At 61.2% G+C, this 19,647-nt stretch carries 19 protein-coding genes; 4 read left to right on the forward strand and 15 right to left on the reverse strand.

Going from position 1 to position 19,647, the window contains the following annotated elements; genetic code table 11:
- Positions 1 to 18 precede the first annotated feature (18 nt).
- The 13 genes from J3P73_RS27110 to argE all read right to left on the reverse strand — a co-directional run bounded on the left by J3P73_RS27110 (position 19) and on the right by argE (position 14,789).
- A complete protein-coding gene (locus tag J3P73_RS27110) occupies positions 19 to 324 on the reverse strand; it encodes a DUF982 domain-containing protein (RefSeq protein ID WP_027688317.1) in 306 nt (101 codons plus the stop codon).
- 83 nt (positions 325 to 407) lie between these two features.
- Positions 408 to 605, reverse strand: coding sequence for a hypothetical protein (locus J3P73_RS27115; protein WP_128460671.1), 198 nt, complete (start codon positions 603 to 605; stop codon positions 408 to 410).
- The gene (locus J3P73_RS27120) at positions 602 to 1,561 is read right to left on the reverse strand and encodes a ThiF family adenylyltransferase (RefSeq protein WP_024319622.1); all 960 of its coding nucleotides are present in this window, start codon (positions 1,559 to 1,561) and stop codon (positions 602 to 604) included. The genes J3P73_RS27115 and J3P73_RS27120 overlap by 4 nt, the downstream gene beginning before the upstream one ends.
- Entirely contained in the window at positions 1,561 to 3,144 is a 1,584-nt protein-coding gene (locus J3P73_RS27125; protein WP_024319623.1) for an aKG-HExxH-type peptide beta-hydroxylase, read from the reverse strand. Before J3P73_RS27125 ends, J3P73_RS27120 begins: the two co-directional genes overlap by 1 nt.
- A 103-nt stretch (positions 3,145 to 3,247) precedes the next feature.
- Complete coding sequence (locus J3P73_RS27130) at positions 3,248 to 4,942, reverse strand: S8 family serine peptidase (protein ID WP_130687441.1); 1,695 nt, start codon at positions 4,940 to 4,942, stop codon at positions 3,248 to 3,250.
- A 33-nt stretch (positions 4,943 to 4,975) separates the two neighbouring features.
- Positions 4,976 to 6,004, reverse strand: a complete 1,029-nt coding sequence (locus J3P73_RS27135; protein ID WP_130687440.1) for a phosphatase PAP2 family protein — start codon at positions 6,002 to 6,004, stop codon at positions 4,976 to 4,978.
- Between the two features lie 41 nt (positions 6,005 to 6,045).
- Positions 6,046 to 8,001, reverse strand: a complete 1,956-nt coding sequence (locus J3P73_RS27140; RefSeq protein WP_130687439.1) for an SARP family transcriptional regulator — start codon at positions 7,999 to 8,001, stop codon at positions 6,046 to 6,048.
- Positions 8,002 to 8,224: 223 nt separating this feature from the next.
- The gene (locus J3P73_RS27145; RefSeq protein ID WP_130687438.1) at positions 8,225 to 9,682 is read right to left on the reverse strand and encodes an NAD-dependent succinate-semialdehyde dehydrogenase; all 1,458 of its coding nucleotides are present in this window, start codon (positions 9,680 to 9,682) and stop codon (positions 8,225 to 8,227) included.
- A 15-nt stretch (positions 9,683 to 9,697) separates the two neighbouring features.
- A complete protein-coding gene (locus tag J3P73_RS27150) occupies positions 9,698 to 10,741 on the reverse strand; it encodes a tartrate dehydrogenase (RefSeq protein ID WP_207580021.1) in 1,044 nt (347 codons plus the stop codon).
- A gap of 9 nt (positions 10,742 to 10,750) precedes the next feature.
- Positions 10,751 to 12,214 (reverse strand): aldehyde dehydrogenase family protein, encoded by a 1,464-nt coding sequence (locus tag J3P73_RS27155; RefSeq protein ID WP_130687436.1) that lies wholly within the window; start codon positions 12,212 to 12,214, stop codon positions 10,751 to 10,753.
- Positions 12,215 to 12,337: 123 nt separating this feature from the next.
- Complete coding sequence (locus J3P73_RS27160) at positions 12,338 to 12,691, reverse strand: cupin domain-containing protein (protein WP_130687435.1); 354 nt, start codon at positions 12,689 to 12,691, stop codon at positions 12,338 to 12,340.
- 25 nt (positions 12,692 to 12,716) lie between these two features.
- Positions 12,717 to 13,640: a 2-hydroxyacid dehydrogenase gene (locus J3P73_RS27165; protein ID WP_130687434.1), complete on the reverse strand. Its 924-nt coding sequence runs from the start codon at positions 13,638 to 13,640 to the stop codon at positions 12,717 to 12,719.
- 27 nt (positions 13,641 to 13,667) lie between these two features.
- Positions 13,668 to 14,789, reverse strand: coding sequence for an acetylornithine deacetylase (argE, locus tag J3P73_RS27170; protein ID WP_024319630.1), 1,122 nt, complete (start codon positions 14,787 to 14,789; stop codon positions 13,668 to 13,670).
- Positions 14,790 to 15,051: 262 nt separating this feature from the next.
- Here argE and J3P73_RS27175 point away from each other — a divergent pair, with 262 nt between their 5' ends.
- Positions 15,052 to 15,972, forward strand: coding sequence for a GNAT family N-acetyltransferase (locus J3P73_RS27175; protein WP_027688306.1), 921 nt, complete (start codon positions 15,052 to 15,054; stop codon positions 15,970 to 15,972).
- A gap of 31 nt (positions 15,973 to 16,003) precedes the next feature.
- On the opposite strand, the gene J3P73_RS37695 is transcribed toward J3P73_RS27175, so the two are convergent.
- The gene (locus tag J3P73_RS37695) at positions 16,004 to 16,204 is read right to left on the reverse strand and encodes a hypothetical protein (protein ID WP_027688305.1); all 201 of its coding nucleotides are present in this window, start codon (positions 16,202 to 16,204) and stop codon (positions 16,004 to 16,006) included.
- Between the two features lie 394 nt (positions 16,205 to 16,598).
- Entirely contained in the window at positions 16,599 to 16,910 is a 312-nt protein-coding gene (locus J3P73_RS27180; RefSeq protein WP_027688304.1) for a hypothetical protein, read from the reverse strand.
- Positions 16,911 to 17,171: 261 nt separating this feature from the next.
- Here J3P73_RS27180 and J3P73_RS27185 point away from each other — a divergent pair, with 261 nt between their 5' ends.
- Genes J3P73_RS27185 through J3P73_RS27195 form a run of 3 tightly spaced genes read left to right on the forward strand, consistent with a single transcriptional unit; the run spans position 17,172 to position 19,571 of the window.
- Complete coding sequence (locus J3P73_RS27185; RefSeq protein WP_024319632.1) at positions 17,172 to 18,077, forward strand: LysR substrate-binding domain-containing protein; 906 nt, start codon at positions 17,172 to 17,174, stop codon at positions 18,075 to 18,077.
- A gap of 56 nt (positions 18,078 to 18,133) precedes the next feature.
- The gene (locus J3P73_RS27190; protein WP_024319633.1) at positions 18,134 to 19,264 is read left to right on the forward strand and encodes an HPP family protein; all 1,131 of its coding nucleotides are present in this window, start codon (positions 18,134 to 18,136) and stop codon (positions 19,262 to 19,264) included.
- A 43-nt stretch (positions 19,265 to 19,307) separates the two neighbouring features.
- The gene (locus J3P73_RS27195; RefSeq protein WP_018072952.1) at positions 19,308 to 19,571 is read left to right on the forward strand and encodes a DUF6522 family protein; all 264 of its coding nucleotides are present in this window, start codon (positions 19,308 to 19,310) and stop codon (positions 19,569 to 19,571) included.
- The last annotated feature ends 76 nt before the right edge of the window (positions 19,572 to 19,647 follow it).

A 19,647-nucleotide genomic window follows, 5' to 3' on the forward strand; every position in this document is an offset into this window, starting at 1 on the left:
GTACCTGCGCGCGGTCAACTATCTGACCTGGCTGACTGGATAGATCCTGAGAACACCAAGGCTGTTATCAGTCGTGATGGCTGCAATACCCGCTTCATATGCGGCGCGGACGATCGCCTCATGCAATATCTCGGGCTCGGTATCTCCGGTAAGAACCTCCAAACAGGTTCTCACCGCCGTGAAGAATTCCTCACCATCGTCGATGGGCCATTCCTTCAGCAACAGTTGGGCAGCCTCGCGAGCGGTACGGATCACTCTGCGATCTTTCCCTTCGGCAAAAACAAGAATTATCGTTGGGAAGTTTCTCAACATATCGAATCTCATTGTGCCTGAACTCCGCGGGGCGGCCAGTGCCAATGCCGGGCCATGGTTTCGCACCGGGATTGGCCACACATGCTCGTCAACCATCAGTTAGCCAGATTGGCTTTTAGCTCACGGGCTGCCGCCTCAAGGAGTCGCTTGAATTCTTCAGAGGTCACGCCATCGGCGCGCATCACCATGGCGATCAGTGGATCGCAAAGAGCTTCGGATATCGTCAGCTCATCGTTCTTTCCGGCAGTTGCGCCAACGGAGCAACAATATCCCGACGAAAATAGCGTGTTCATGGACATACCTTGCATTCGGGGTGTTTGCAGAGAGAACGCAGCTCGGCCTGATTGCTTTTGAGGTCCAATATCCATCGGCGTCCCTGTGCGGCCGAGTGTCTCGAAAGGCATTTTTGGGCAATCCGCGATACGGCAAGGCCGGCGATAAATGCGTTCTCGGCAGCGGCCGGTGGAGCGAGAAAGCCGTCGTCGGTTGCGACCTGGGCGGTGCAATGGCAGACGGGACATGCGTCCTCATGCACTGCGACCGAGGAACCTGCCATGCCATGTGCTTGGGAGCGGCCGACATGCAGATGGGGCGGCAGGCCGGCTTTCGATGCGTGGCAGGCCGTCAGGAACTCCTGGGCCGGATGAGAATCGTCGCCGGCGAGAACGACGAACGGATTGTGGGCGTAATCTGCGATCAATCGGAGCGCTGCGGCCCCTTCCGCAAATTCCGGCAGCGCGAACACATTGGCCGAGAAACACGCGGCCAGACAGGTCGCCAGCTTGTCCGTCTTCAGCCGGCCGAGATCAGCTTCGCTCGCCCATGGGACATGGTTCAAGTTGTCCTCGTCGATACGATCGGCATCCACGAGATAGAAATGGCGCGCGCCGTGGGCCGCAAGCTGGATGGCAATCTGCGAGCCCAAGCCGCCGCATCCGATAATGACGAAGTCGATTTCGCCAAAACCTGCGAAGTCGCGTTGACGATGGCGAAGAGGCGTCAGGAAGGCGTCGTCGTGATCCAATGCGGTGGAGATATATTCGTCCTCATCCGGCATATTGGAACCCTCCAACGAGACCCCGAATGCAGGCCCGGTAACATTGGGGCTCCGTTCCTCGACAGGATCAGCACTATTGCCGGTGAACAGAGCCCCTCTGCCGCCCCACCCCAGGCTGTGGGCGAAGAAGTTCGGGAAGTCGACGGGCGCACGGATTGCCGTTGACAATCGTCTAGACTGATCATTGACCATCAGATCGCCTCCATCTCGGTGGGCGCAACTCCGCGGATCGTCGCGGCGTAGTGACCGTAATCCTCGCCCATCGCATGGTCGGGTGTCTTCGCGATCACGTGGAATTTGCCGTCGTACCAGAGGCTGACATTGTCGCCGCTGTCATCGACCTCTCGCCGGCCCATCCGAGGATCGATCGGCTCCTTGCCGCGCAGCAGCATCTGTCCGATATCCCAGGCTTGGCGATCGAGAACTCGCTGGCGCTCGGCAAGATGCGCCTGCCGGTGCGCAATGGGTTCTTCGGCAAGCAACTGGCCGACGAGGAACAAGATCCGACTGCTCCAGGAAGGAATGGCGGCGATGTCTGGGAGGTCGAGGAGGACATCGCCGCCAAGACGTTCGATACCTTTCCGAGCTATGTCGATGAGCGGGACTTGCCGCGCGGCATAGGCGATTATGAATGCCGCTTTCCGGGCGCGGCGCTCAAGATCCGACTCGGTGGATAGGCATGCCATGCGCAAGGCGCACTCCCAGGGAATGGTGTAGGCCGTATGCAGGATGCTCTCGAGCGTCTGTAGGTCCTTCTTGTATGGGGAAACATACTGGAACTCGCCGGGCAGGGATGCCGCCGCCGAGGTCGTATAGAACCCGAGCAGGATATTCCCCGCCTCATGAAGCAGTTGGGCCGCTGTCGCGGCATGATCGCCGGCGCGCAACCTCTCTCTGGAAAGGACGATGAGCGCGCTGCCCGGCAATTCGTTCGAACTCGAAAAGGAGCACTGCGGTTCGCGCCGCACGCCAACGTAAAGCGTGTGTAGGCCGGCGATCAGACGCTGATGGCCGTACTCGTCTAAGTCCGCGATCAATGCGAAGGCCTTCTCCAGATGGTCGGCGATTCGATCCAATTCCGCATCGTCGGTGATCGGATAGCCGGGCCGGGGATAGTCCGGCATGCATTGGCGGAGGAGGGCTTGCATGATACGGCTTCGCGCCGGACTTTCGATGTGCACGAGGCCGATGCCGCAAGAGAGCCGGCACGCTGTCTGACGTTCGAGTTCAAGATCCGATGCGATCAGATCCGGCTGCAGATAGCGGCCGACGACCTGCACATCGGGGCGGGCTGCCTGCCATTCCAGACTGCGCGCGAGCGCACCCATCCAGGCTGCAAGTACGGATGAACGGTAAGGGTCGGCGCCGACCGGTCCGGCAACCGCTGGCGGAAGCTCCGGCAGGCGAGTGTATCCGCCATCTGCAAGGTCGGGGAAATAACCTGACAGTGCCTCTACCCCAGCCGAACAACCGGCGAGCTTCGAAGCCGCCGCAAGCGTGCGGCCATATTGGAAGCGTCGCTTCAAAAGGTTGCGTGTTGCCACGCGCTGCAGGGAGACGGAACTTGCCATCAGGGGATTGCGCTTGAGCAGGAGGCGCGCCTCATCTGCCAATTGCTGTATGCGGGACGCGGACATCGGCAGCCTCCATGAGTTTGTCTTCGGGCGGATCAAGGTTGCATCTCGGGCAAAAATGCCGGAGTTCGGGACGACTTTGCCCGGCATCGGAACGTTGTGCTTCGTCGGTTGAGAGGCACTATTCCCCAAGGGCGTCATTCGCCCGCCAGTTTCGCGTTAAAAATCCGTAAAAAAGGCGTAAACAAAGAAAAAGCCCCCTCGATAGAGGAGGCTTGGAATTTGGATAACGCAGCCGCAGCAGTCAGATCGCCAGAGCCGCCTGGACCGCCGCCCGCGCATTTGGCAGGCCCGCTCCAAAGAAATAGGCCATCTCGACGGCGTCCTCGCTCTCGGCGTTCATGCAATCCGCCGTCAATTTCCTCGTTCCGGGCGCGACAATGGCGTCCAGGCGGGATGCCGTCTTCAGAATTGATTTCACTTGAAGCCCCGAGAGGCGGTCACCGGGATTGTGGTGGCTTTTGTAGGCCCGCTGTATCAGGGCGCATAGCCCACCCACCTGCGCCGACGCGCCTGATGTGCCCCCGAAGGGGGTGTAGTAGCCGCCCCCGATGCCCGGATTGGTTCCGAACGGCACGATGGCCGACCACGGATCGGAGCCCTGATTATAGCCGAAAATCCCCGGCAGATCGGTCGTCAGCAGCGAGAAGTGCGAATAGTAGTATTCCCGCGTTCGAAAAGCGCTGTAGTCGTGCTGCGCGGCAAAGGGAGAAAGCCGGTCGAGGCGCAACTGATGCCTGTTGAAGACCTCCCCGTCGTCAGAGGGGGAGACTACCGTCAATCCTTCGCCGTAATTGCTGTAGCCCGAACGGAAACCTTCGACGGTAACGGCCCCAACTGCAATGATGCCGTTGTTGTCGGCGGCAAGACTTGCCGGATAGATCAGCTGGCTCTCGCCACTGTTTCCTGCGGCGCAGACGATGGGGATGTGCCGGCTGATGGCGAGGATGAGTTGTTTGAGGACATGCCACGGGCGATCCGGATTGGAACCTCTCTGCGCAGCCTTCGGCTCCAGTTCAGGCCCACCCTGATCAGCAACGGCAATGCGCGTGAACAGATTGGCGGCATCCTGGTTTTTCCATAATTCCAGGTCGGCCTTCAGCTCGTTCTTCGGATCAACGATGCTGCGTTTCGGGTCAGGCAGACCGCGCGGCAAGACGATCACATCTGCTTTCTGAAGATAGGCATAAAGGAAGGCCGCAATGAACTGCCTGACATCGTCTTCGAAGGACGTTCTGATCGAGATGAGCCTTGAGAAAGGATCAACGCCGAAATAGGGGATGACATTGCGATTGCCGCTCGTGCGCAGCTCGTCGCCATTCCCGTAGAAGGCTCCTTCCGGCGGAAGGCTTGGCGTGCCTTCTTCCGCAACAACGGCGGGTTCGCCGACAATCAGCCCTGCACAGCAGGTGCCATGCGATGCAAAAAGCGATTCCGGATTGTAGAGCCGCCGGAGTACCCCTTCCGACGCGGCGTATTCGGCAACCAGATCACCGAGATAGTCCCGGTCGTCATTCGAAAGGCCGATATTGCCGAGCGGAGCGATGTTGAGCCCGGCAAAGAAGGCATGCCTTTCTTCGCGGTCGAAGGACGTGGTCGTATCAAGAATTTCGAGCACGCGCGCACCGTAACGATGGGTCGTCAAATCGATTGACGCGTCCCGGTCAAGCCGGGTTGCCAGATTGGGATGATCCGGCGATACGCCGACATCGATCAACGCGACCCGTGCGGGTCGCAACGGGCCGGCGGAAGCGATAGCATCCCAGACCGTGCCGGTGATGAGGGGATCGGGGAGCGCGCGTGCGGCGCTCGCATCGAGCGCTGGAGGTGCCGGCGGAGCCGATCCGTATTCCGCGTCGACCACGCCAAGGGCAGTCAGGTGCCAGAGATAATAGTAGTTGATCGGTGCGGGCTCAGGCATTTGTGTTTGATCCGTCATGGTTGTAACCCTGTTGAGCAGCAGCTGGCGAATTCAGACCCATTCGTCGTGTACGGCCTGGAACAGAGGACCGAACGCGTCGTGGAGGTAGGGAGCGAAACGCCGGGCGAGATCTCGCCCTGCCTGCGTATCGCTCGGATAGTGCAGGCCGGCCCATTCGCGGTTTTCGGCGACGTTCTGGGCGATGCGGGCAAGCTCGTCGGTGGCCGGATGTTCCGGCAGGATCGTCGAGAACGCAAAGGCGATTGAAAAACACTGGAACGAATGATTGCTGGGATAGGATTCGTGGACCGGCACGGCCAGCAACGGCCGCAGCATGGGCTCGAACTGGTTTGGCCGCAGCCGGTTGAACTGGCTTTTGTAAATCAGCCCGACATATTCGCAGGCCGTCAGGATTGCCTGGAAAAGGCCTTCCGTCTGCTCGAAACCGCCGAGATCCTCGATATGCAATGCGCGGGTGAATTCCCCCACGGAGATCGTCGACTCGATTTGGATGTCGGGCAGGCGGCGCACACGTTCGCGGTCGCGGCGTTGCATGGAGAGCATCACCGTCGTTTCGAGGCGGGTATAATCCGGGCCGGGCGGCGGAAGTATATCCAGCTTTTCCCAGGTGAAGCGCCGCGCCGCGGTATAGGCGTTGCGTGACGGCTGCTGATGCAGCCTGCGCAGCTCGAAGGAGGGGATAAGCTGCGACACGCCGAGGCTGCCGCCGTCCATCGTCGACTTGTTCTTGTTCTTATTCTTATTTTTGTTCTTGTTTTTGTTCAGCGACGCCTTGTTGAGCACCGACTTGTTTGCGACGCTCTTGTTAAGGACCGAGGCTACGGCCATCGTCGCCATCATGGGCCCGGGCAGGGGCGATCCATCGTCATCCGTGCCGAGGAAAAGCACAGCTTCGGAGGCTGCATCGGCTGCAGCCGGTGATGCACCAGCGAGAGGATCAGCACCGGCATCGTCCCTGGGTTCGCATGGAAGGACCGTATCCGGCTCAATCCTGAATTTATAACTGTTTAGAAATAAAACAATTTTCGATTGCGATTCCTCAGTAGTGTCCGCTTCCATTGCAGCCTCCTTGCGCGATGATGTGAAGATTTGTCCGGAGTTCAGCGCAGCTTGGCGCCGGCCTTGAGCAGGCCGTCGATCAAAATCTGCCCGCCGCCTGTGTCGAGCAGCGGATAGCCGCTGCCGCGGAAGGCGTTGATGGAGAAGCCGCCCTCGACCGTCTCAAGACGCTGCAGGTAATGCCGCGCGCCGCCGAGATTGTTGGAATGGGCGTGACTGGAGGCAAGATAGCGCAGCAGACTGTTGAAGTTCGGCCGTGCCCGGAGGGCTTCTTCGCCTGCAGCTATGGCTGCGGCATGATCGCCCGCAAGCGCTGCCGCAATGCATTTGGTCGTATCGAAGTAATATTTATGCGGGCTGTAGACGCCGAGCTCTTGTACCCAACGCGCCATGGCCACCGCCTTGTCGGGCTGGCCCGCATAGCAGTGCAGCATCGCGTAGAGGTCCCAACTGAGCGGCAGGGCCGGATTCAGGCGGATCGACTTTTCGAACAGGTTGGCCGCATAGTCGTATTCGCCGAACAAGAACGAATGGACGTGGCCGACGAGCGCGAGCGACACGGAATTCTGCGGATCGAGTTCCAGCGCCTTGCGCGCATAGGCCTGGGCTTGCTCGATCAGATGCGCGTCCAGCGCGTTGAAGCGTTGGCCGACCTGGAAAGTCCGAATGAATGACAGCCAGGCAAAAGTCGATGACCGCGGCTGATACTGGATCTGTTCTTCCAGGCGCCGCTCCGCGTTATCGAGGTCGTCGCGCGACAGCCGAAAGATCGCATTGACGGCGTCGATCAGGAGACCGTCCTGCGACAATCGGCTGTCGGTTGCCTGGATCTCCTGGAAATAGGCCAGTTGATCGACTGCCTGGCTGATTAGTGCGGCGGCGATGCCGAACTCGCCCCGCTCGAACTGCGTGCGGTTGATTGCCTGACTGCCCAGCCAATGAATACGGTTGTTGATCAGGTGCTTCATCACCAGTTCGATCAGCACCATGTCACCATCAAACGTCAGGCGAAGCTGTAGGCATAGGGGAAGGCTGATCTGCTGTTCGCTCTCTTCAATATCCGGCAAGGTGAAGGAGAGGTCGGTGACGCCAAAGCCCAGCCCATCGGTGATGGCTTTTGCAATGAGATTCTGGAACCGTGTCGCAGCAATTTGTCCGCCCTCTCCGGCACCCACCATGATGGGGGACAGAAGAACCATCATCCATTGCCATTCACCGCCGACCCGCCGCCGATAGGGGTCGCCGCTGGCGATGTCTACGGGTTTGCCTGTTCTCGGCGTATCCGGGGCGCCTGTTAAAGGCAGCAGGGCGGAATGTTTGGCGATATCGCGGCTCGGCTGCTGTCGCGGCTCGAATACATCGTGGACTTGTCCTTCATCGAGGCGGCGATACCAGTTTTGCCGTTCCAGCGCCAACCAGTCCTCGAATTCGGGATCGCGGATGTCGATACCTTCGAGCAATTCGTCAGTGACTTGATCCGGAGCCCGCTCCGTCCGAACCACCAGGTCGGTATCGAGCACGAGTCGGTCCGTATCCAGCCAAACGGTATTCTTATCCGCAATCAAGAGATTACGTGCCGGCCCCAGACTCTTATGAATGTCCAAAAGCGCCTGGCGTAGACTGGCTGCCGCCTGGTCGTCGGAGCGATCGCTCCATAACTTGTCCCTAAGCCAGATTCTCGAGCGCGAGCCCCGGGTGGACAATGCAAGCATCGCCAGAAGAGCCTGTGCCTTTTTGGATTTCGGAGTAACCGACCGCCCCCCAGCGTCCACAAGGGCAAAAGGCCCGAGCAGGAACATCCGAAACGGATCGTGCTCCTTGTTCATGCGATCCACCGGCCCCGCCCCCGTTGCCTCCGATACGCTCGTTTGGCGGCCGGAAAACCTGGCATCCGGGAACCAGTCTGCCACAACTGCGGCGTCTGGCAAGCAACCGGGAAGGGAAACCGGGATTGCGAAATGTAAATCTACGCTATGGCGATGATCGAACTGAAGCATAACCGGTTGAAATCCCTCTGCGTAACTTCGCAAACCGGCCGTAGCACCCCGCCGTCAAAGCAGCGTCAAAGAAATGTTGTTTTAGGCGCCGTAATTTTGCAGGAATCCGCCAAAGCTGCGGCGTATTCGAAACGACGTGTCGGAGTTGCTCCAGCAGGAACATCGACCGTCGTTCCGATCATCCAGCGCCGGGATGATTTCCCGGCCCTTTGTTTCCCTATGGTCAGGCGAGCCCGCCGATGTGGAAGCTCTTCATTTCGAGATATTCCTCGATGCCGCATTGCGCGCCCTCACGGCCAAGACCAGATTGTTTGACGCCGCCGAAGGGAGCGACCTCGGTCGAGATCGCCCCGGTGTTCAGGCCGACCATCCCGAATTCGAGCGCTTCGGCGACACGCCAAGAGCGTTTCAGGCTCCCGGTGTAGAAATAGGCCGCAAGCCCGAAGGGCGTAGCGTTGGCAATGCGGATCGCCTCCTCCTCGCTGTCGAAACGGAAAAGCGGGGCAACAGGTCCGAAGGTCTCTTCGCTGGCAAGCTGCATCTCGGTCGTTGCACCGCCGAGCACCATCGGCACCGCATATTGATCGCCGTCAGGCATGGAACCTGCGGTGGCGAGGATCCTCGCTCCCTTTTCCACCGCATCGTCGACATGACGCTTGATCTTATCGATCGCCGCCTTGTTGATCATCGGCCCGATATCGGTGCCGGCATCCGTGCCGGCCCCGACCTTCATGGCCGATACGCGTGCGGAAAGTTTGGCGGCAAAGGCCTCGTAGACGCCGGACTGGACGAGAAGCCGGTTGGCGCAGACGCAGGTCTGCCCGCCATTGCGGAATTTCGATGCGATCGCGCCTTCCACGGCAAGATCGAGATCGGCATCGTCGAAGACGATGAAGGGCGCGTTGCCGCCGAGCTCGAGGCTGAGCCGCTTGATGCTGTCGGCCGCGCCGCGCATCAGCAGCGAGCCGACGCGGGTGGAGCCGGTGAAAGAGATCTTGCGGACGGTCTGGTTCGCCATCAGTTCGTCGCCGATGCCGGCCGGCATGCCGGTGACGATATTGATCACTCCTTTGGGGATGCCGGCGCGCTCCGCCAATACGCCGAGCGCCAGCGCCGAAAAGGGGGTCAGGTCCGATGGTTTGACGACGACGGTGCAGCCTGCGGCGAGCGCCGGCCCGACTTTGCGGGTGATCATCGCATTCGGAAAATTCCACGGCGTGATGATCGCCGACACGCCGACGGGCTCCTTCAGAACGACGATCCGCCGGTCCGCCGTCGGCGAAGGAATGGTCGTTCCGCCGATGCGGCGCGCCTCCTCGGAAAACCATTTGATGAAGGAGGCGCCGTAGTGGATTTCGCCGCGCGCCTCCGTCAGTGGCTTGCCCTGCTCTCGGGTGAGGATCAGCGCCAGATCCTCGATATTGTCGAGCATCAGATCATGCCAGGCTTCCAGCAACGCGCCGCGCTCGGCATTGGTCTTTGCGCGCCATGGACCGAAGGCCTTTTCCGCCGCCGCGATCGCCGTTCTGGTATCGGCTCCATCCATGTCGGGCACCGTGCCCAGCACATGCTGGGACGCCGGATCGATCACCTCGATCGTACGTCCTGCTGCTGCTCCCCGCCATTCTCCGTCGATCAGCCCTTGCTGACGAAGCAGGCTGCTATCCCTTAATCCGTTCATTCTGTTCTCCATTGATCAGCCAAGTGCCGAAAGCACCGATGCCGTGATCGCGTCGGTCTTGTCCTTGCCGGGAATTGCGCCGATGCCGCGTGCCGTCGTCGCCTCGATGGCGGCCATCACCTTTCCTGACGCAGCCGCTTCTCCCAAATGCTCCAGCATCATCGCGCCAGACCAGATGGCGGCGATCGGATTGGCGATGCCGAGATCAGCGATATCGGGCGCCGACCCGTGGACCGGTTCGAACATCGAGGGCGCCGAACGATCGGGATTGATATTGGCGGAGGCGGCAAAGCCGAGCCCGCCCTGGATGGCGGCGCCGAGGTCGGTGAGAATATCGCCGAACAGGTTGGAGGCGACCACGACGTCGAGACTATCAGGCGCCATGACCATGCGGGCGGCCATGGCGTCGATATGGTAGCTGGTCACCTCGACATCGGGATATTCCGCAGAAAGCCTCTGGGTGATCTCGTCCCAGAAGACCATCGAATATTTCTGGGCGTTGGACTTCGTCACCGAGGCAAGCTTGCCGCTGCGCGCACGCGCTTGCTCAAAGCCGAAACGCAGGATGCGCTCGACTCCCTTGCGGGTGAAAATCGAGGTCTCCACAGCCACCTCATTATCGGCGCCCTGGTGGACGCGGCCGCCGGCGCCGGAATATTCGCCCTCGGTATTTTCACGAATGCAGAGAATGTCGAAGCCGTCAGACCGCAACGGCCCCTGTACACCCGGCAGCAGCCGGTGCGGGCGGATATTGGCATATTGCACGAAAGCCTTGCGGATCGGCAGCAGAAGTCCGTGCAGCGACACCGAATCCGGCACTTTGCGAGGCCAGCCGACGGCGCCGAGCAGGATGGCGTCGAAGGATCTGAGCGTTTCGATGCCATCGGCGGGCATCATGCTGCCATTCTCCAGATAGTAGTCGCAGGACCAGGGATAGCTGGTTGCATCAAGAGAAAATCCGTTCGATTGAGCGGCCTTTTCGAGCACGGCCCAGGCCGCCGTCGTCACATCACGGCCGATCCCGTCTCCGGGCAGAAGGGCGATCTTGTAGGTTTTCATCGCAGGTCCTCACAGGCTGATGAGCACACTCTTGCTCTTGCGGTTGGCGAGATAGGCTTCGCGGCCGAGATCCTTGCCGATGCCGGACTGCTTGTAGCCGCCGGTCGGCAGGATATGGTCGCGTGAGCGGCCGTAGCGGTTGACCCAGACGGTGCCGGCCTGCAGGCGGCGGGTCACGCGGATGGCGCGTGAGAGATCGCGGGTGAAGAGGCCGGCGGCGAGCCCGTAGGCCGGATGGTCGGCGAGGCTCAGCGCCTCCTCCTCGTCCTCGAAGGTCTGAATGGTCAGGACCGGTCCAAAAATTTCCTCAAGAACCGCCGGCGATGTTGCCGTCACGCCTGACATCAGGGTCGGTGCGTAGAAATAACCTTCGCGGTCGAGGCGGCGGCCACCGGTGAGGCATTCGGCGCCGTCGTCGATGGCGGCGCGGATGATGCCGTCCATGCGGGCGATCTGGCGTTCGGAGATGACGGGCGAATAATCGGTCGCTTCATCCCAGGTGGGGCCGGGGCGGATGGCCGCCAGCCTCTCGATAAGTGCGGCTGCGAGCGCGTCCGCCACCTTCGCCTCGACGATGAGGCGGGATCCGCAAACGCAGGCCTGACCGGCGTTGGAGAGAATGCTGCCGGCGATTGCGCCCGCCGCAAGCTCGAGATCGGCATCGGCGAAGACCAGCTGCGGGCTCTTGCCGCCGAGTTCGAGCGTCATCGGCTTGATGCCGGTGCGGGCGATATTGGTCATGATCGCCGAGCCGGCTGCCGTCGAGCCGGTGAAGCTGATCTTGGAGATGCCTGGATGTCCGGTGATCGCATTTCCGGTGGTCGGGCCGTCGCCGAGCACGATGTTGACGAGACCGGCCGGCAGGCCGGCTCGCACCGAAAGTTCGGCGAGATAGAGCGTCGAAAACGGCGTCATTTCCGATGGCTTCAACACCACCGCATTGCCTGCCGCCAGCGCCGGACCGAGCTTCCAGCCGGCCATGGACAAGGGAAAATTCCAGGGCGTGATGGCGCCGACGACGCCATAGGGTTCCGTCATGATCATGCCAAAATTCGCGTCGTCGGTCGGAACGAGATCGCCGCCTTCCTTGTCGGCGAATTCGGCAAAGAAACGGATCTGTTCGGCGGTGACGGCGATATCGCCGGCGACGAGATGGCCGACGGGCCGTGTCGAGGGAAGCGCTTCGAGCCTGGCGAGGGTTTCCGCCTCGGCTTCGATCAGGTCCGCCCAGCGCTGCAGCGCCACGGTGCGCTCGCGTGGCCGCACACCACCCCAATTGCTCGTCTTCAACGCTTCTCTGGCGGTTTCGACGGCCTGATCGACAAGGGCCTCGTCGGCCAGCGGGCAGCCGGCATAGGGCTTGCCGTCGGATGGACGATGCATGTCGATGACGGCTTCGGCCGGAACCAGCCGGCCGCCGATGAAATGCCCGACGGGCGTGGAAATCGTGTTCGGATCGAAGCTGAGTGTCATCGCATGTCCTCGGGATGGGCTGAGACAAGCCTAACTGGGGAACGCGAGCAGCATGCATCGACCGGTGGTGCCGCAGCGGCGAAAAATTGCGTTTTCGCCGCTGCGGCAGTCAAATCTACGGCGTCACGTCACGGTGACGTAGATCTTGCGCACCGTCTCGATCGTCTTCCAGACGCCAATAAAGCCCGGCTTCATGACGAAGCTGTCGCCCGCCTTGTAGACCACCGGTTCACCGCCTTCCGGCGTGAGTTCGATCAGGCCGGAAAGGATGTGGCAGAACTCGAAGGTCTCGCCTTTGATCGAGCGTGTCTCGCCGGGTGTCGCTTCCCAGACACCGCTATGAACCGTTTCGCTGCGGGCGACATCCTGTGCCCAGGTCTTGAAGGCAGGATTGCCCGAGATCAGCCGTTCGGGGAGGGGGCCGGATTCGCGCGGCGCGAAGGATGGGTTGGTGTCGATCGTCTTGAGGAGGGACATGATTTTGCTTTCCTAGGTTGAGAACTCAGTAGCCGCGGTTGCGATCGATCAGTCCAATCGGATCGAGGCCGGCCTGGTGCCGCTTGATGTTGCCGATCACGGCCGCCGCGGCGGTTTCAGCTTGGGTGACGCTCGCAATGTGCGGCGTCAGCAGGATCTTCGGATGGTTCCAGAAGGCGTGGTCCTCAGGCAGCGGTTCCGGCTCGGTGACGTCGACGACGGCGCCGGAGAGATGCCCGGCGTCGAGCGTGTCGACGAGCGCCTGATGATCGAGCTGAGCGCCGCGGCCGACATGGACGAGTGCAGCGCCAGCCGGCAATCCGGCGAAGAGCTCGGCATTCAGGAAGCCGCGCGTCTCATCCGTCAGCGGCAGCAGGCAGACAAGAATGTCGGTGGTTGCAAGCAGAGTATCGAGACCGTCGCGGCCGCTCAGGCACCGGATGCCGTCGATCTCGCGCGGGCTGCGGCTCCAGCCCGAAAGCGGAAAGCCGAAGGGCTGCAGACGTTCGAGCGCGGCACTCCCAAGCATGCCGAGCCCGAGCACGCCGATGCGGCGTTCGGAGGCCTGCCTGGAAGCGATCGTCTGCCAGGTCCGGCGCCGCTGCTGGTGGAGATAGGCCGGCAGGTCGCGGTGCAGCGCAAGGACTGCCAGCGTCACATATTCCTGCATCATCCTGATGATGCCGTCCTCGACCATGCGCACGACCTTGACCGACGCAGGCACGGCATCAATGCGGAACTGGTCGATACCCGCGCCGATCGAAAAGAGGATTTCGAGATTGCGGTAGCGCGCGAGATCATCCGGCACCGTCCAGGTGATCAGGTAGCGCACGGCGTCTGGTTCGATCGAGTTGGGATCCATGGAAAAAGCAATGTCGGGCATTTCGCGCGCGAAGGCTTCGGCGAAGATGGCGCCGCGCTTCGCATCGGAATTGAAGAGAAAAGTCATTGCGTCGGCTCCTTGATCTCGATGTCATCAGGCGCAGCGGCGGCCAAGCGCCTCGATCATCGCCTGGCAGGCGAGCAGTTCGCCGGTGAGGATGAATTCGTCCGGCTTGTGGGCGCGGCCGATGTCGCCGGGGCCGCAGATGATCGCGTCGATGCCCGCGCGCTGGAAAAGGCCGGCCTCCGTGCCGTAGCTAACGGCGGCGAGCGGCTCGATACCGGTCAGTTCGCCAAGCAGGGCCGCAAGCGGCGCATCGGCGGCAAGCGAAAGCGCCGGATAGGCGCTGAGTTCGCGCCATTCCACCTGGAAGCCGAGCGGCGACAGCGCCTCGGCCGATGCTCGCAGCGGCGCCAGCAAAGTGGCGGGATCGACGCCGGAAATGGCCCGCGCTTCGAACTCGGCCTCGCAGCTGTCGGGAATGATGTTGACCGCCTGGCCGCCCTTCAGCGTGCCGACCTGAAGCGAGGAGTAGGGCGGTTCGAAGACATGCTCGAATGGGCCGGAGGTGAGGTATTCAGCTTCGGCGCGAGCGCAGGCCAGAACATCGGTGATGGCATGGATTGCGTTCAGTCCCAGGTCCGGACGCGAGGAATGGCCGGACTGGCCCCTGACCGTCAGCCGGGCGGCGGCCTTGCCCTTGTGGGCGCGGATTGCCCGCATGCCGCTCGGCTCGCCGATGATCGCGCCAAGCGGGGCTGCGCAGAGCTCCGGCAGGCGGGCGATCATGTGCGGCACGCCGCGGCAGCCGGCCTCCTCGTCATAGGAAAAGGCAAGGTGGACGGGCTGGCGAAGCGGCATGGCAGCAAGCGCTGGGACGGTCGCGAGAACGGCGGCCAGGAAGCCCTTCATGTCGGTGGCGCCGCGACCGTAGAGGCGGTCCGCTTCGGCCCGCAGGCGGAACGGATCGCTGGTCCAGCCGCCCTCGGCGGCGGGGACCACGTCCATATGGCCTGAGAGGATATAGCCTGGCGTTTCCCTCGGGCCGATGGTGGCGAAGAGGTTCGACCGGTCTCCCTCCGGGCCGGGAAGCTCCGTGACGACAGCGCCGTGGCTTTGCAGATAGCGCCGGATCCACGCCACGATCTCACCGTTCGGCGTGCCGACGACGGAGGGGAAGCCAACGAGCCTTTCGAGAATTTCAATTGCCTGCATGGGATTCCTCACAGTGCGCGGATCTTCGAGGTGCTTGCAACTGGGCTGACGGGAGGCGACATTCCAGGTTCTCACGGTGAACGACGACTGCGGCCGGTCGGGCCTAGCCAATGACTTTAGAGGACGGCCCAGGCTTTATTTGCCGAAAGCGCAGCGGATTTGGTCGATTGTTGTGTTTGCGCCGGCCTCACCAGTGAATTGTATCGAACGATCTGTTCTAGTCTCGGCAGAGAAGTTTCCGGGCACAGGCTTGGCCAGAAAAATGCGGCAGGGGGTGGGAGTGAGTGAACTGACATCCGAATCCAGGTTCGTCGATAGTTTCGAGACGCACATTGCCGGGATCGACAGCGTTGCCCTCGACCAGTTGCATGCGCTGTCGATGACCGTCGCCTGGCCGCATCGTGGCGAAGACTGGCAGTTCTTGCGGGAATTCGGCCAGGGCATCGTGGCGATCGATGACATCGGCCGCATCCTGGGCTCTGCGATGTGGTTTCCCTACGACGCGCAATTTGCCACGATCGGTATGGTCATCACCTCGCCTCGTCTTCAAACAAATGGCGCCGGGCAATGGCTCATGGGCCACGCGCTGGAACAGGTCGCCGGGCGCAACCTCGGGCTGAATGCGACGCGTGCAGCGCGACGTCTCTATCGTTCCCTGAACTTTGTTCGCGAGGCGCTCGTCTTTCAATGCCAGGGCGAAGCGGTCTCGCCGCCGGATGTGGAGCTGCCGTCCGGTGCGGTGATACGGGCAGTGGAGGCTGGCGATCTGGAAGCGATCGCCGAATTGGACTGCGTGGCCTTCGGCACCGATCGCAAGCTGCTCCTGGCTCGGCTGATGGCAAATTCCAAAGGCATCGTGTTGACCCGCGCCGGCAGGATCGAGGCTTTCTCGCTTTGCCGGCGGTTCGGGCGTGGCCATGTCATCGGTCCTATTGTGGCGCGCAGTGACGCGGACGCGATCGCCGTCGTCCGCCCGCATGCGGCTGAGCATGCAGGATCGTTTCTGCGCCTCGACACACGCGAGCAGGGCGGGACCTTTTCCGAGTTCCTCTCTCGCTGCGGTCTTCCCGTTTACGACATCGTGACGACCATGTCGCTCGGCGGCCCTTGGCTTCCGGTTTCGGGACATCAGGCAGCGCATGAGCCGAGAACCTATGCGCTCGTCAGCCAGGCGCTCGGTTGACGCAAGCCTAGCTGGCGATCGTTGTCGGGTTTTAAGCGCCGGGACAGACCGGCATGTCGATCAGAGCCTGCCGGCGCTCACATTCGGGCCGGAACGAACGATATTGCCAGAAACCTTCCGGACTTTCCCGTCGGTATACGGTCTCGAGCCAGTACACTGAGTCATCGATCGGCAAGACAGGATGCCACGCATACCATTCCGACCAGGTTTTTCCTGCCGGGTCGTTGTCCATGATCGCCACTCGCCTCCCCATCGTCAGCGCAACTCGAACATCCGTGCGGCGCGGGAGCCGTTGTCGTTACGAAACCGGATTTCGGCATCGTCACGATCAGGTCCCGGGATCGATGGTCTCGATTTCCTGGAGTCGAGAGACACCGATCGCGGGAGGTCCGATTTCTGCTTGCTGCGATCCCTGCGTGCTTCGGTAATGTTCTATAATACAGAATAACAGCGAACGAATATTCTTCAATAGAGATCATTTGCTCGTATTGCGTGAAGTCTTCTTTGTCCCCCGTCGGGAGATGTTTCAGGTTGTAAGATGTGGCTCTGTTGACGAATGGGCGTCGACACCGCGATACGCTGCAGTGTTCAATCGCCACTGATCTGTTTGCGTGATGGTTGGATACTCAGGCGATCGAACGAAGCCCGAGGTAGGCAGCCAGACTGATGGCGGAGAGAGCGATCGTCAGCCTGGGTCTTGCATCGTCGAACATGGCTGCCAGCGCAAGGCCGAGCATCAGGATGAGCGATTTCGCCCAAAGATCCTGATCGGAGACGGTGAAAGCGATTGCCGCCAGAAAGACGGCGCTTGCGACGATTGTCACCGGGGCGGATTTCTCGGCGAGATCGCCGCCTGGGAAATACGGCAGAAGAAAACGGCGCATGCTCAAGCCTGAAGCGACGCTCAGAAGAAGACAGGTCAAGACAAGTTGCAACATTGAGGTCGTCGCCGATCGATCTGCAGATAGCCCTAGGCATGCAAACCTCATGCCAGCCTCAAACCCTCAAAACGTCATCCAACAGAGGCCATGTCGCGGCTTGCATGGCTATTTCCTCGGCGTCGCGACCCTTTTTTCGGCAATCGTTCGTCTGCTTGGGCTCATGATTTTGGTCCGATGCCGAAACCGGCTTGAGCTGAGGCAATGATTTTTATATAGAGAATTATCTATCGTCTTAATTCCGGAAACGAGATCCTTTCATTGGACCTTTCATCGATCGAGATATTCCTCGCCGTTGCCAGCGACCGCAGTGTTACCAAGGCTGCCAAGGCCGTAGGGCGGGTGCCGTCGAATGTGACGACGCGCGTCCAGCAATTGGAGGAGGACCTCGGCGTTTCGCTCTTCAGCCGTGACGGCAAGAAGATGACGTTGACACGTGAGGGCGAGACGTTTCTCGCCTATGCCAACCGGCTTATGGCGCTTGCGCTCGAAGCGCGCCAGGCCGTGCGGCCTCTCGCCCCATCGGGGACATTGCGGGTCGGCACCATGGAGAGCACGGCGGCAAGCAGGCTGCCGGCTGCGCTGACGCAATTCAATCAAATGTGGCCTGATGTGTCACTTCATCTGACGATGGGGGCGTCCCGCGATCTGACCCGCGACGTTCTCTCCAATGCGCTGGATTGCGCGCTGATTGCCCGCCCGCCGAAGACGATGCGCGAGGAAGACCCGAGCTTCGATGCCGAACTTAAGGCGCTGGAGATGGAGCCGGTTTTTGTCGAGGACCTGTTGATCGTGTTGCCGTCCGGGCATCCCTCCATCAAATCCGCCGCAGACCTGCGTGTCGGATCACTCGCCGCTTTGGAACCCGGCTGCACCTATCGCCGGATCGCCGAAAACTGGGCGCGCAAATCGAGCGCCCTGCCGACGAGCGAACTCGGCTCCTATCACGCTATCCTGGCGAGCGTTGCGACCGGCAATACGGCGGGCGTCATGCCGCGATCCGTCCTTGATCTCATGCACTGGCCGACGCCTGTCCAGACCCATCAGCTCGGGCCTGTCGAGACGCTGCTCGTCTACCGCAGGAATGATCGCCCAAGCGCGTTCAACGCATTCCACGAAGTCCTCAGCGCGACAAAGGGCAGAGATATCAGGCTGGCGACAAACTAGCCCGAACGTCTTCCTCCCTCGCCGCCAGATAATCCTCGCTTAAAATTGGTCTTGTCATGCAGTATCCCGTTTCCCCGAAGGTGGGACCGAGCCGCTTCCGCCGCTTCCGTTTGTTTTCACCTATTCTGGCCGGTGCGACCTTACGAGAGCGATTGATTGGATGTCTCGGCGCCTTGCTGGCCATTGGTCTCACCGGCGTCATCAGCGGCTATCTGTTCGGCCAGGGGCCGCATCTTCCCCTGATCGTCGCGCCGATGGGGGCGTCCGCGGTGCTTCTTTTCGCGGTGCCGGCAAGTCCGCTGGCGCAGCCATGGTCAATCATCGGCGGCAATACGATTTCCGCCCTGATGGGGATTATTGCCGCCTACTTCATTCGCGATCCGATCATCGCGACCGGCGTCGGCGTTTCGCTTGCCATCGGCGCGATGTCCTTCACGCGCTGCCTGCATCCACCGGGAGGAGCCGCTGCACTGACCGCCGTGCTCGGCGGTCCTGTCGTTGCCGGCTGGGGATTCCTCTTTCCTTTCGTGCCCGTCGCTTTGAACTCCTGCATTCTCGTCGGCCTTGGCTTGTTGTTCCACAAGCTTTCCAAGCGGAATTATCCGCACGTCGTTCCGAAATCCGCGGAGAATACCCATCAGACAATCGACCTGCCATCGGCCGTGCGGGTCGGTTTTCGCGAGGAGGATGTCGATGCGGCCCTCGAAGCGCTCGACGAAACCTTCGATATCGACCGGGCAGACCTCGGCCGGCTGTTGCAGCAGGTCGAGCTGCAAGCGGCCATCCGCTCAAACGGCAAGATCAGCTGTGCCGATATCATGTCGCGTGACGTGATCGCCATTGGCGAAGCTTCGGAGCCGGATGCCGCACGGCATCTTCTTTTGAAGCATAATATCCGCACCTTGCCGGTGAAGGACCCGGAGGGCCGTCTCGTCGGCGCTGTCGGCTTGCGGGAATTGTCGATGAGCACCGAGACCATCGCGCATGCGATCGCGAGGCCGGCGGTGGCCAGACCTTCGGATCCTGCTCTGTCGCTGTTGCCCGTTCTGACGGACGGGCACACGCATGCGGTCATCATTGTCGATGACGATTATCGGATCCTTGGCCTGATATCGCAGACGGATCTGCTGAGCGCAGTGGCGCGATTGCTGCCAAAGGAAGATAATGCGATCCCGGCAGTGGCCTGAGCCGGTTTGTCATCGATATGTAAAGCGGTGGGAGAATAAGCCGGTGTTGATCGAGCGTGATGCAAATGGCGATTTCATCCTGGAGTCATCCGAACTTGCGGAGCGGTTCGGACTGTCGCTGGCCGCGCTCCGCCGTCACATGCGACATGGCTCCGTCGTCAGCACGGTGGAAGTCGGCACGGCTGAACATGAGGGCACCAAGCGGGTGTCGCTTCGGCTCGGCAACAGGCTTTGGTGCGCGGTGCTAAACGACGCGAACGAAGTGCAGCACGAGCACATGACCGTTCTTCGGGGAAAAGCATCCTGATGCGTCCGGCCGAGATCATCATTATTGATGTATGGTGAGGCGTAACGTGTTGAAGCAGTTCCGTTTCTCGGCAAGG

It is taken from the genome of Rhizobium ruizarguesonis, assembly GCF_017357285.1.
In the GTDB taxonomy this organism is placed as follows: Bacteria; Pseudomonadota; Alphaproteobacteria; order Rhizobiales; family Rhizobiaceae; genus Rhizobium; species Rhizobium ruizarguesonis.

Excerpts from the sequence above, each read along its gene's own strand:
- J3P73_RS27130 (WP_130687441.1), bottom strand. The coding sequence starts at position 4,942 with ATGACGGATCAAACACAAATGCCTGAGCCCGCACCGATCAACTACTAT.
- J3P73_RS37695 (WP_027688305.1), bottom strand. The coding sequence starts at position 16,204 with ATGGACAACGACCCGGCAGGAAAAACCTGGTCGGAATGGTATGCGTGG.
- J3P73_RS27145 (WP_130687438.1), bottom strand. The coding sequence starts at position 9,682 with ATGAACGGATTAAGGGATAGCAGCCTGCTTCGTCAGCAAGGGCTGATC.
- argE (WP_024319630.1), bottom strand. The coding sequence starts at position 14,789 with ATGCAGGCAATTGAAATTCTCGAAAGGCTCGTTGGCTTCCCCTCCGTC.
- J3P73_RS27135 (WP_130687440.1), bottom strand. The coding sequence starts at position 6,004 with ATGGAAGCGGACACTACTGAGGAATCGCAATCGAAAATTGTTTTATTT.
- J3P73_RS27150 (WP_207580021.1), bottom strand. The coding sequence starts at position 10,741 with ATGAAAACCTACAAGATCGCCCTTCTGCCCGGAGACGGGATCGGCCGT.
- J3P73_RS27140 (WP_130687439.1), bottom strand. The coding sequence starts at position 8,001 with ATGCTTCAGTTCGATCATCGCCATAGCGTAGATTTACATTTCGCAATC.
- J3P73_RS27175 (WP_027688306.1), top strand. The coding sequence starts at position 15,052 with ATGCGGCAGGGGGTGGGAGTGAGTGAACTGACATCCGAATCCAGGTTC.
- J3P73_RS27190 (WP_024319633.1), top strand. The coding sequence starts at position 18,134 with ATGCAGTATCCCGTTTCCCCGAAGGTGGGACCGAGCCGCTTCCGCCGC.
- J3P73_RS27180 (WP_027688304.1), bottom strand. The coding sequence starts at position 16,910 with ATGTTGCAACTTGTCTTGACCTGTCTTCTTCTGAGCGTCGCTTCAGGC.
- J3P73_RS27125 (WP_024319623.1), bottom strand. The coding sequence starts at position 3,144 with ATGACGCCCTTGGGGAATAGTGCCTCTCAACCGACGAAGCACAACGTT.
- J3P73_RS27120 (WP_024319622.1), bottom strand. The coding sequence starts at position 1,561 with ATGGTCAATGATCAGTCTAGACGATTGTCAACGGCAATCCGTGCGCCC.
- J3P73_RS27110 (WP_027688317.1), bottom strand. The coding sequence starts at position 324 with ATGAGATTCGATATGTTGAGAAACTTCCCAACGATAATTCTTGTTTTT.
- J3P73_RS27155 (WP_130687436.1), bottom strand. The coding sequence starts at position 12,214 with ATGACACTCAGCTTCGATCCGAACACGATTTCCACGCCCGTCGGGCAT.
- J3P73_RS27115 (WP_128460671.1), bottom strand. The coding sequence starts at position 605 with ATGAACACGCTATTTTCGTCGGGATATTGTTGCTCCGTTGGCGCAACT.
- J3P73_RS27165 (WP_130687434.1), bottom strand. The coding sequence starts at position 13,640 with ATGACTTTTCTCTTCAATTCCGATGCGAAGCGCGGCGCCATCTTCGCC.
- J3P73_RS27160 (WP_130687435.1), bottom strand. The coding sequence starts at position 12,691 with ATGTCCCTCCTCAAGACGATCGACACCAACCCATCCTTCGCGCCGCGC.